This window comes from Mycobacterium sp. 141, from assembly GCF_000382405.1.
Classification (GTDB): Bacteria; Actinomycetota; Actinomycetes; order Mycobacteriales; family Mycobacteriaceae; genus Mycobacterium.
Genome location: NZ_KB908272.1, coordinates 82,869 through 93,398 on the forward strand (window position 1 = coordinate 82,869; position 10,530 = coordinate 93,398).

The following is a 10,530-nucleotide window of genomic DNA, read 5'->3' on the forward strand; positions in this document are numbered from 1 at the left end:
CAGCGATGTGAAACAACGACGATAGTTGTGATCCCCGTTCACAACAGCGCTGAGAGCAACAACATACAACGCTATCCGGACGTAGATAAGAGAAAACACAGGGCGGGCATTCCGATCTTTTCGCGTGCAAGTACCTGATCTTTACCGAGCCACTCAGGGGACTGGCGAGGGGTTCAGGCGAGCAGGTCGTTTACCCGATAGTAGCAATATTACGCAGCGACACGCACGGCGAGGGCGGCGGCAACTTCAGACGTGCGCTATCACGGGCCCGTGGCGCCACATAAGCTCATCTGTTTGCATCTGCAAATGTTGAAAGATGTCCACTCTCGCAACGTCGCACCGAATCTCACCAAAACGCTCCGACCAGTATCGAAGCCTCATATACCACCCGCAAGGCGCTTCACCCAATTCGAGCCACACCGCCGTGTACAGGTTGTTTCCAGTGATTTCTGTGCGAAGTCAAATTTATTTCCCGCATCATCGAGCCCTCGCACAGCACGAGAGCCACCGTCCCGCACACCCGACACGACACGCTCGCGCAAACTGGGCGAAGTAACATACGCAGCCACCGGGACGCCGTTGACAACCCCGGCGAACTGGTCAGCGTCCCAGGGCATCGTTTGCTGACTTGACGATTGCTCGACGTGGTATACGTGTGCCATCCTTGTATCTCGCAAATCACCGCCGTTGCCCGATCGGGCAATACCACAGGGAGGCCGGGGGGAAATGCCAAAACAAATGGTGCATTTATCTGGCCCAGCTTTTTGCCGCACAATTGCACTATTTAAAATGTCAACTTCGATAAACTTGACAAAACAATGCAAATTAGCCGTAATGGACATTTCCCCGGAAATTGAACTCATGGAATATGCGGTAAATACCGCGAATTCCATCGAGTCGATCCATAGTCTGACGAGAGCTGTGCCCACACAACGACCGGATACCTTACGCCCGGATACCTTCGCTCACACCCACCGCCCTCAGGCCGAAGATCGCCTCCGTACCCCCGAAGCAATTCTACCGGCGGGCGCTACCAGCGAGAATCATGGTGAGATCAATGCCGTGCCGATCCAAATCCCGCACTCTCTCGTGCCCCGAGGCGGGTCAGGCTGCGCAAGCAAACGCTGTTACATTAGCGCAATTGCATGTCCATTCCGGCTATCTGATTCGGGTATCGGCCAGCACCAGAACACCAAGCTTTCGAACGCGACCCGAATGAGACGGATTCGCAATGGTGTCCATCGTTGCCAAATCTTCTCCGGGAGGCACCGGCAATGCCGGCTCAGTTGATCAAGTCACCCGCTGGGCTCCTCCGCGCGGCTGCTGCCGCGGTCGACCCGGTCAGGTTCTTCCACCGACATGCCGCCAGGGACAGCCCAATCGAACTGAGCTTCCCCGGCCTCGGCGAGGTCATGTTCTTCGGAACCGCCGACGCCGCCCGCGACATCCTGACCATGCCTGCTGCACAGTCTGAGGCACCCACGCCGAATCCGATCGAACCGGTTGTCGGGCCCGGATCTTTGATCTTGCTGTCCGGTGAACAGCACCATCGTGAACGCGGTCTGTTGATGCCGGCCTTCCACGGGGAACGGGTCAAGAAGTACAGCGACATCATCTGCTCGGCGACCCACGAGGAGATCCAAACCGTACGGCCCGGGGACTCGATCGCCGTGCGCCGGCTGGCCGTTAAAGTCACCCTGCACATCGCCATCCGGGTGGTGTTCAGCGTCGCCGAGCCCGACCGGCGCGCCATGTACACCCAGGCGATCACCGCCCTGATGCGCGCCAACACTGCGCCACTGATGCTGCTTCCCGCGTTGCGGCGCGGACTCGGCGGCTACGGCCCGTGGGCGCGACTGTTGCGGCTGCGCGACGATCTCGACCGGCTGCTCTCGGATGACATGGACACCCGGACAAGCAGCAGCCTCGCCGACTCCGACATGCTCGACATTCTGCTGTCGGCGACCGACGAAAGCGGTCAGGGTCGCAACGGCCAGGCCATTCACGATCAGCTCAGAACACTGCTCGCCGCTGGTCACGAGACGACCGCCACCTCGATGGTGTGGACGCTGTATCACATCTACCGCGACGACGCGGTCCGGCAGCGGGTCGCCGATGAGGTGGTCCAGGCCCAGACCCCGTCGGAGATGATCGCGCTGCCCTACCTCGGCGCGGTCATCAAAGAGACACTGCGCATGCATCCGCCCGTTCCCGTCGTACTACGTCGCCTGACCAGCCCCATGACCATCGGCGGTGTCGCGTGCACGAGTGGTCAGGTCGTGGGAATCGCCTTGTACGCGCTGCATTTCAATCCGGCAATCTGGACCGACCCGGAGCAGTTCCGCCCGGAGCGATTCATGGACTCCAAAATCTCACCGTTCCAGTTCGCACCGTTCGGTGGCGGCTACCGTCGGTGCATCGGCGCGGCGTTCGCGAATTCGGAGCTTGCCATCGTCATCGCGACGATCATGAAGACCTTGGAGCTGCGGATGCCGGCGCGGGACCGCGCGCGCCCCGCGCCACGCAGCGCAGCGCGGGGAATTGCCATGGCTCCCGCACGCGAGGTCACCCTCGACGTCATCGATCGCCACTGAGTCCGCCGTCGGTCCTGGAGGTCAAATGTCAACAGACGCACGGCAGTTCCGTCGAGGCGCTGATGGCTACGAGGCCGCGCGGCGCGCCGTCTGGGTGGGTATCTGCCGGTCGGGCCCGCATGTGAGAGCGGCATCGGCGTAGAGGTCGTCACCGCCGACGGCCAGCGGATGTATTGCGACGCCGACGAAAATTCCGACTTGTTCTGGGCCGCGCGCGGTTCCGGTCCCGGATTCTTCGCTGTGGTGACGGCCTTTCACCTCCCAGCTGCACCCACGACCGGCGGTCTGCGGCAGCTGCCTGTACATCTATCGTGGTGGCCTCCCCCGCCTTCGCCGATACCGAAGCCGAGGCCGCCCTGTCGATCCTGTCCAGCTGTCCGGCCGTCGATCGGGCGATCGTCAAAATCCCCTACACCACCACCGATCTGACCGGCTGGTATGGCGCGGTCATGAGCAACTACCCGACGGGGCACCGCTATGTCGCCGACAACATGTGGACATCAGCGTCGGCTGAGGACCTGCTACCGGGCATTGACCGTATCGTCGAGACCATGCCGCCACCGCCGTCACATTTCCTGATGTACGACTGGAGCCCGTCGCCCGCGCGGGAGGAGCTGTTCTACGGGTTGGAGGACGAGATCAACATGGCGCTCTACGCTGTGTGGCCCGACCCGGCCGACGACGACCGATACCGCGACTGGCCCCGCGACAACATGGCGGCCATGGCACACCTGGCCACCGGAGTCGGCCTCGCTGATGAGAACCTGGGCCGGCGGCCCGCCCGGTTCGCCACCGATGAGAACATGGCCCGGCTCGACGTACTGCGCACCAAATACGATCCCGACGGGCTGTTCAACAGCTGGATGGACCGCCCGTGAGCTGGCAGCGCCACGCTCCATTTTTCCGAACTTCCTTCTGGCGCATGGCGTTACGCCAGCGCAATATCATGGCCACCGGACAGGTCGGCGACGGGCGTGAAGCGGCCGCAGCCAAGTACGTCATGGCCAATGCCCGCCGCGGTGACCCGGATGACGTGATCGCCACGATCGACAGATTCGCCTACCAGGAGTCGTTCCTGATCAACGTAGGCGACGAGAAGGGCGCGCTGCTCGATGCTGCGGTGGCCCGCGCACACCCACGGCTTGCACTGGAACTGGGCACCTATTGCGGCTACGGCGCGCTGCGGATCGCTCGAGCGGCGCCGACGGCGCGGGTGTTCTCGATCGAACTGGCCGCCGCGAACGCCGAGATCGCGCGCAGCATATGGGCTCACGCCGGGCTGGCCGACCGGATCACCTGTGTGGTGGGGACAATCGGTGACGGCGGGCTCACCCTCGACACCCTTGAACAATACGAATTCACAACGGGAACAGTCGATTTCATATTCCTCGACCACAACAAGAGCGCCTACTTGGCCGATCTTCACAGCGTGTTGGACCGAGGCTGGCTGCACCGCGGGACGATCGTCGTCGCCGACAATGTCAGACTTCCCGGGGCACCCGACTATCTGGCCTACATGCGCGCTGAACAGGGCACGCACTGGAACACCGTGGAGCACAAGACCCACGGCGAGTATCAGACTCTGCTGCGCGATGTGATGCTGGAATCGGAATACCTGGGCGGTTGACCAGCTAGCGGGCGCGCGGATGCGCCCCGGCCCACACCTCGCGCAGGGTATGCACGGTGACCATGGTGTAGATCTGCGTGGTGGTCACCGAAGCGTGCCCCAGCAGTTCCTGTACGACACGCACGTCGGCACCGCCTTCGATCAAGTGTGTCGCGAATGAGTGCCGCAGTGTGTGGGGCGACACCGCCGAGGTGATCCCGGCGCGCGCGGCCGCATCCTGCAGTACCTGCCACGCACTCTGCCGGGAAAGCCGGCCGCCGCGGGCGTTGAGGAAGATAGCCGGGGTGCCACGGCCGCGGCGAGCCAGATCGGGCCGTCCGCGTACCAGATAGGCGTCGAGTGCGCTGACCGCCGGACGGCCGATCGGGACGAGCCGCTGCTTGCCGCCCTTGCCGTGCAACAGCACCGACCGGGCGTGGGTGTCGATGTCGTCGACGGCGAGCCCGACCGCTTCGGATATGCGGGCCCCGGTCGAGTACAGCAGCTCCAGCAGTGCGCGGTTGCGCAGCGTCAACGGGCCGTCTGCCTCACTCTCACCCCCGGCGGCCTCCAGCAGCGCCAGCACCTCGTCGAGCGTCAGGCTCTTGGGCAACCGGCGGCTCGGGGTGGGCGGCCGGACTGCCCGAGCGACGTCGAGTTCGGTCAGCCCTTCCGCGGCGGCGAACCGGTGCAGGCCGCGGACCGCGACCACCGCCCTGGCCGCGGATACCGCCGAGAGCGCGGTCACGCCGGCATCGGGATCACCGCGGCGCAGCGCGACCAGGAAATCGCTGACGTCAGTCTCGGCCACGTTGGCCAGATCGTCGATGCCGTGCTGGGTCAAGTGCTCGGTGTACCGGCGCAGATCGCGCCGGTAGGAGCTCAATGTGTTGGCCGCAACACCTCGTTCGATGGTCAAATGGTCGAGGTAGCCCTGTATCTGGGTCTCCAACGCGGACGGTCCGGCAGCCGATGAGCCGCTTGCGCGAAGAGCAGAAGACCCCGATGAGCCGCTTGCGCGAAGAGGCGACGATAAAGTCACTGCAGGCCTTTGCGGCGCCGGAATGCCGTTGGTCGATCAGTCCAGGGTGCGTCGACCGGGCGCAGCGAGTCCACATCGGGCATCGCGTGCGCGGCCAGAATCCCGGCTATTGCAATCGAATTCACGATCTCGCCGGAGAAGACCCGGGATACCGCCTGAGCCAACGGAACCCGTTCGACGCGCATGTCGGCTTCCTCGTCGTGCGCATCGGGCCGGCCGACTTCGGTCAGCCCCGTGGCCAGGAAGATTCGCACGCTCTCGTCGGAGAACCCGGGCGTGGAGTCCAGATCGACGAGCGTGCGCCAGTGCGCGGCGGCCAGTCCGACTTCCTCTTTGAGCTCGCGAGCCGCCGTGACCTCGGGCGGCTCGCCGCCCACGTCCAGCAGTCCGGCGGGCAGCTCCCACAGCCGCCGGCCAAGCGGGTGCCGGTACTGGTACACGAGCACCACGTTGTCGTCGTCATCGAGGGCGACAACGGCAGCCGCTCCGTAGTGCTCGACGATCTCACGCCGGGCCGACTTGCCCCCGGGCATGCTGACCTCATCGGCACGCAGAGCGAAAATCTTTCCGACGTAAACGGTTTCGCTTGCGAGCGTGTTGAAGTCGTGTTCAGCCACGGATTTCCGATGTCTCCAGGGAGTGATTCAAGGACTCCGGGTCACCCTCGTCGTTGTACGACTCAGGCAGGTCCATGCCGGGCAGCCGTTCCTCGGCCTTGTAGGTCAGCGCCGCACCGATGAACGCCGCGAACAACGGGTGCGGCCGGGTGGGCCTGCTCTTGAGTTCCGGGTGCGCCTGGGTGCCGACCAGGAACGGATGAATCTCGGGGGCGTACTCGACGAACTCGACCAGGTGGCCGTCGGGAGATGTACCAGAGAACCGCAGGCCACTCTGAGCGATCCGGTCCCGGTAAGCGTTGTTAACCTCGTACCGGTGGCGGTGGCGCTCGGACACCTCGGTGGCACCGTAGGCCTGTGCCACCACCGATCCGGGCTGCAGGACCGCCGGGTACGCGCCGAGGCGCATGGTGCCGCCGAGGTCGGCCTCGCCGGACACCGCCTCCTGCTGGTCGGCCATCGTGGAGATCACCGGGTCGGGCGTGGCCGGATCGAACTCGGCGGAGTTCGCACCGGTGATGCCGACGGTCCGCGCGGCCTCAATCACGATGCATTGCAGTCCGAGACACAGTCCCAGCACCGGTAGCCGCCGCTTGCGGGCATAGCTGATGGCGCCGATCTTGCCTTCGATACCGCGGATACCGAATCCTCCGGGGATCAGCACTCCGTGGACGTCGGACAAGGCCGCAGCGGCGCCGCTCTCGGTCTCGCAGTCATCGGAGGCAACCCACCGCATCTCCACCTTGGCGCGGTGCTTGAAGCCGCCGGCGCGCAGTGCCTCGGCAACCGACAGATAAGCGTCGGAAAGGTCGATGTACTTGCCCACCAAGGCGATCCGCACGGTTTCCTGCGGGTCATGAACGCGACGTAGCAGGTCGTCCCATTCCGTCCAGTCGACGTCGCGGAAGGGCAGATTCAGCCTGCGCACCACATACGCGTCCAGTTCCTCGCGGTGCAGCACCTTGGGGATGTCGTAGATCGACGGGGCGTCGGGCGTGGAGATCACGCCGTCGACGTCGACATCGCACATCAGCGCGATCTTGTTCTTCAGCGGCTCGGGGACGTCGCGGTCACAGCGCAGGATCAGCGCGTCGGGAGTGATACCGATGCTGCGCAGGGCGGCCACCGAATGCTGGGTGGGCTTGGTTTTCAGTTCGCCCGATGGTGCGAGGTAAGGAACCAGCGACACATGCAGGAAGAAGACGTTCTCGCGACCCACGTCGTGGCGGACCTGGCGGGCCGCCTCCAGAAAAGGCTGCGATTCGATATCGCCGACCGTGCCGCCGATTTCGGTGATCACCACGTCGGGCCGGTGCCCGTGCGCGTCGGGCTCTGCCATGTCCAGGATGCGGTTCTTGATCTCGTCGGTGATGTGCGGGATCACCTGCACCGTGTCACCGAGATACTCACCGCGGCGTTCCTTCGCGATGACCGTCGAATAGACCTGGCCCGTGGTCACATTGGCCGAGCCGGACAGGTCACGGTCCAGGAACCGCTCGTAGTGGCCGACGTCGAGATCAGTTTCGGCGCCGTCCTCCGTGACGAAGACCTCACCGTGTTGGAACGGGTTCATGGTGCCCGGGTCGACGTTGAGGTATGGGTCGAGCTTCTGCATGGTCACCTGCAGTCCCCGCGCGGTCAGCAGCTGACCGAGGCTGGACGCGGTCAGACCTTTTCCGAGTGACGACACCACACCACCGGTGACGAAGAGATGCTTGGTGGTGGTGTGCGGGTGCTTGCGTAAGGCGGGCAAAAGCAACCTCCGTGACGACGGGCAGGGGATCGCCGAACTGGCCTGGGGCCTGCCGACCCACGGAATCTCACCCTAACACTGTCACCGACAAGTGGTCGCTGACGCGCCGCGGAGCAGTCAGCACTACTGCGGCACGGTGACCGACGACGCACCACGGCCGGTGCCATATTGTCCCGGCTTGCCTCCGGCCGCGAGTTCTCCGAGAGCCAGCACGCTGGTGATCTGACCGGCACTGCTGTCGGCGTCGTCGACGGTGCTGACCGCACCGGCCAGGCCGTCGTCGGACCTGACCACGGCAACCGGACCCGTACCGGATGCCGATCCGTCCCGGCCGACCAGAACCACCCCGGACCCGTGCGGGGCCAGACCGGCGGCCAACCGCGCCACAGTGGCGCCCCGGTTGCCGCCGTCGTCACCCAGTGCGCCGCCCGTCACGATCACCGCGGTGTTGGCCGCGCCGATATGCCCGTTGTAGCTCAGGAACCCGGTGTCGCGGAGCGCGGTCAGCACGGTGTTTCGCTGAGTGTCGTCGACCGGCGGAACCGTCGGGTTCTTGTCGATCAGCAGCGTCATGCCGAGCAGGTCGCCCGCCTGCGAGCCCTGGTCGAGAGCAGCGGTGTTGAGCTGTTTGCCGGCAGGCACGATCGGCGAGTTGACTACTGACAGCAGCTTGTCGGCGGAGTTGGCCTCGACGAACTCGCTCGTCAGCGATACCTCGCCGGTGGCGGTGCCGCCGGCTTGTCCGATGATGCGCGCAATCGCGTCGACATCGCCATCGGCGGCGTCCGGCGTACGAAACACCACCACAGATTTGTCCTTGAGCGCGTCACGCACCATCCGCGGGGCCAGTAGCGTATCGAATTCCCCTGCAGCGTTGAGCTTCTGGTTGAGGGCGTTCTTGTCTTCGGTGAGCGAGTCGATCTGATGCTGGAGTTGCTGTTTGTCATCACGCAATCCGGACAACACCGTGTTGGACAGCAACCCGGACCCGAGCGCCACCCCGATGGCCAGCGCGAGGAACACTGCCGCCAACGAGATCGCATGTGCGCGTAGTGAAATCACAACTCAACCATCGCTAATTGATCAGGCTCTGCACCCAGGCGGTGAGTTGGTGCCAGTAGTTGACCACCCAGTCGAGCACCGCGGCGTCGGTCCGCGACACCCACAGCGCGACGATGACGGCGACCAGCATGGCCAGCACCAGCAGCGCAATGGCTCCGCCGGACACCCGGCTGCGATAGAGAGTTGCCACCGCCTTCGCGTCGACCAGCTTCTCCCCCACCTTGAGCCGGGTCAGGAAGGTCGACGGGTTGCTGGCCTGGCGCGAGCGGTCGAAGAACTCCTCGATGTTGGCGGTGTGGCCGGCGGTGACGATCAGCGATGCCCCGTGGTGGTCGCAGAGCAGCAACGCGAGGTCGGTAGCTGACCCGGCAGCCGGGAACGTCATCGCACCGATCCCGAGATCCTGGATGCGCTCAAGTCCGGCGGCGTGGCCATCGGCGTCGGCGGGCAGCACCACCTGGGCGCCGCTGCGCAGCACCTCGACACTCAATTTGTCCGGGTCGCCGACGATGAGCGCAGGCCGGTAGCCGGCCTTGCGCAGCACGTCGGCGCCGACTCCGACGCCGACGAGGACCGGCTGGTACTCCTTGATGAACGGCTTGAGAGCCTTGAGATCGGCGGCCGCGTCGGCTTCCTCTGCGACGATCACCACGTGCCTGCGGTGCAAGTCGACGTCGACGTCGGGGATCCCGATACCGTCGATGAGCAACGGGCTCTCACTGCGGATGAACTCGATCGTGTTCCCCGCGAACGCCTCGAGATGTGCCACCAACCCGCTCTTGGCCTCGTGCATGAGGTCGTGGATCTCGTGGTCGGTGCGCTCGGTACCCAGCGCGATGCGCCGGTCTCCGGCGTAGACGCCGCCGTTGTGCAACCGCACCCGCGAGCCGTCCTTGACCTTCTTGAAGATCTCGGGGCCGGCCTCGTCGATGAGGATCACGCCGTTGGCGACCAGCACCTCCGGGCCGAGGTTGGGGTAGCGACCCGAGATGGAGGGGGACGCGTTGACGACCCCCGCGACTTCGGCCTCGACCAGTGCATCGGCGGTAATCCGGTCGAGATCCTGGACGTCGAGGACGACGATGTCCCCGGCTCCGACACGTCGCAGCAATCTGTCGATGTCGCGGTCTACCCGAGCAGTTCCCGTAATCCCCGGGCGCGAGCTGGCATTGCGGGCAAGCAGCGCTGACATCTTCATGGGCCGATTCTGTCGGGGATCCACCGCCAATCCGAGGAGGCGCGCCGTAACACCAGCCTCATAAGTGAGCTCCAGTCACATACGTAACAGATCAGATATTCTCAATCGCTTCGTGTGATGAAATGCAAACCTTCGCGCGGTTGCCGCAGATCGCCATCTGCTGCGCACCGTTCAAACCAGCCTGCCTGGACCTCTGGGCGCACTCGGCTACGGCTCGCTACGCTCCTGCTGCGCGGATTCCAGCAGTTCCCTGGCGTGGGCGCGGCCGCTGTCGGACTCGCCGAGTCCCGCCAGCATCCGGGCCAGTTCGGCGACGCGGTCGTCGTCATCGATGCGCCGCACACCACTGGGCTTGCCGCGGCCGTCACCGGCGTCGAGCACAAGGTGAGCGTCGGCATATGCCGCAACCTGCGGCAGGTGGGTGACGACGATGACCTGATGGGTCCGGGCCAGCCGGGCCAACCGGCGACCGATCTGCACTGCAGCACGTCCGCCCACCCCGGCGTCGACCTCGTCGAACACCATCGTGGTGCCCTCGGCTGAGGCGGACAGCACCACCTCGAGGGCGAGCATGACGCGCGACAGCTCACCGCCGGAGGCACTCTTGGTCAGCGGGAGAACATCGGCGCCGCGGTGTGCGGTGAAGCCGAACTCGACG

7 protein-coding genes and 2 pseudogenes are annotated in these 10,530 nt (G+C 64.9%); 3 read left to right on the forward strand and 6 right to left on the reverse strand.

Annotation, left to right across the window (positions count from 1 at the left end):
* The first annotated feature begins 1,274 nt into the window (after window positions 1–1,274).
* The 3 genes and pseudogenes from H276_RS0119160 (at window position 1,275) to H276_RS0119170 (ending at window position 4,221) form a co-directional block, all read left to right on the forward strand.
* A complete protein-coding gene (locus H276_RS0119160) occupies window positions 1,275–2,594 on the forward strand; it encodes a cytochrome P450 (RefSeq protein ID WP_019972901.1) in 1,320 nt (439 codons plus the stop codon).
* 90 nt (window positions 2,595–2,684) lie between these two features.
* Window positions 2,685–3,472: pseudogene (locus tag H276_RS23295) on the forward strand (FAD-binding oxidoreductase); the annotation flags it as partial.
* Window positions 3,469–4,221 carry a class I SAM-dependent methyltransferase gene (locus tag H276_RS0119170; RefSeq protein ID WP_036461359.1) on the forward strand — a complete coding sequence of 251 codons (753 nt, stop codon included), beginning with the start codon at window positions 3,469–3,471 and terminating at the stop codon, window positions 4,219–4,221. The pseudogene H276_RS23295 and the gene H276_RS0119170, both read left to right, overlap by 4 nt.
* Window positions 4,222–4,225: 4 nt before the next feature.
* Here H276_RS0119170 and xerD read toward each other — a convergent pair whose 3' ends face one another.
* The 6 genes and pseudogenes from xerD to H276_RS0119200 all read right to left on the reverse strand — a co-directional run.
* The gene (xerD, locus tag H276_RS0119175) at window positions 4,226–5,152 is read right to left on the reverse strand and encodes a site-specific tyrosine recombinase XerD (RefSeq protein ID WP_019972905.1); all 927 of its coding nucleotides are present in this window, start codon (window positions 5,150–5,152) and stop codon (window positions 4,226–4,228) included.
* Window positions 5,153–5,238: 86 nt separating this feature from the next.
* Window positions 5,239–5,859, reverse strand: coding sequence for an NUDIX hydrolase (locus tag H276_RS0119180; RefSeq protein ID WP_019972906.1), 621 nt, complete (start codon window positions 5,857–5,859; stop codon window positions 5,239–5,241).
* Window positions 5,852–7,612 carry a CTP synthase gene (locus H276_RS0119185; RefSeq protein ID WP_019972907.1) on the reverse strand — a complete coding sequence of 587 codons (1,761 nt, stop codon included), beginning with the start codon at window positions 7,610–7,612 and terminating at the stop codon, window positions 5,852–5,854. Before H276_RS0119185 ends, H276_RS0119180 begins: the two co-directional genes overlap by 8 nt.
* A 123-nt stretch (window positions 7,613–7,735) precedes the next feature.
* Window positions 7,736–8,674, reverse strand: coding sequence for a copper transporter (locus H276_RS0119190; protein WP_019972908.1), 939 nt, complete (start codon window positions 8,672–8,674; stop codon window positions 7,736–7,738).
* 13 nt (window positions 8,675–8,687) lie between these two features.
* Window positions 8,688–9,872: a putative cytokinetic ring protein SteA gene (gene steA, locus H276_RS0119195; RefSeq protein ID WP_019972909.1), complete on the reverse strand. Its 1,185-nt coding sequence runs from the start codon at window positions 9,870–9,872 to the stop codon at window positions 8,688–8,690.
* 207 nt (window positions 9,873–10,079) lie between these two features.
* A pseudogene (locus H276_RS0119200) lies at window positions 10,080–10,530 on the reverse strand (DNA repair protein RecN); the annotation flags it as partial.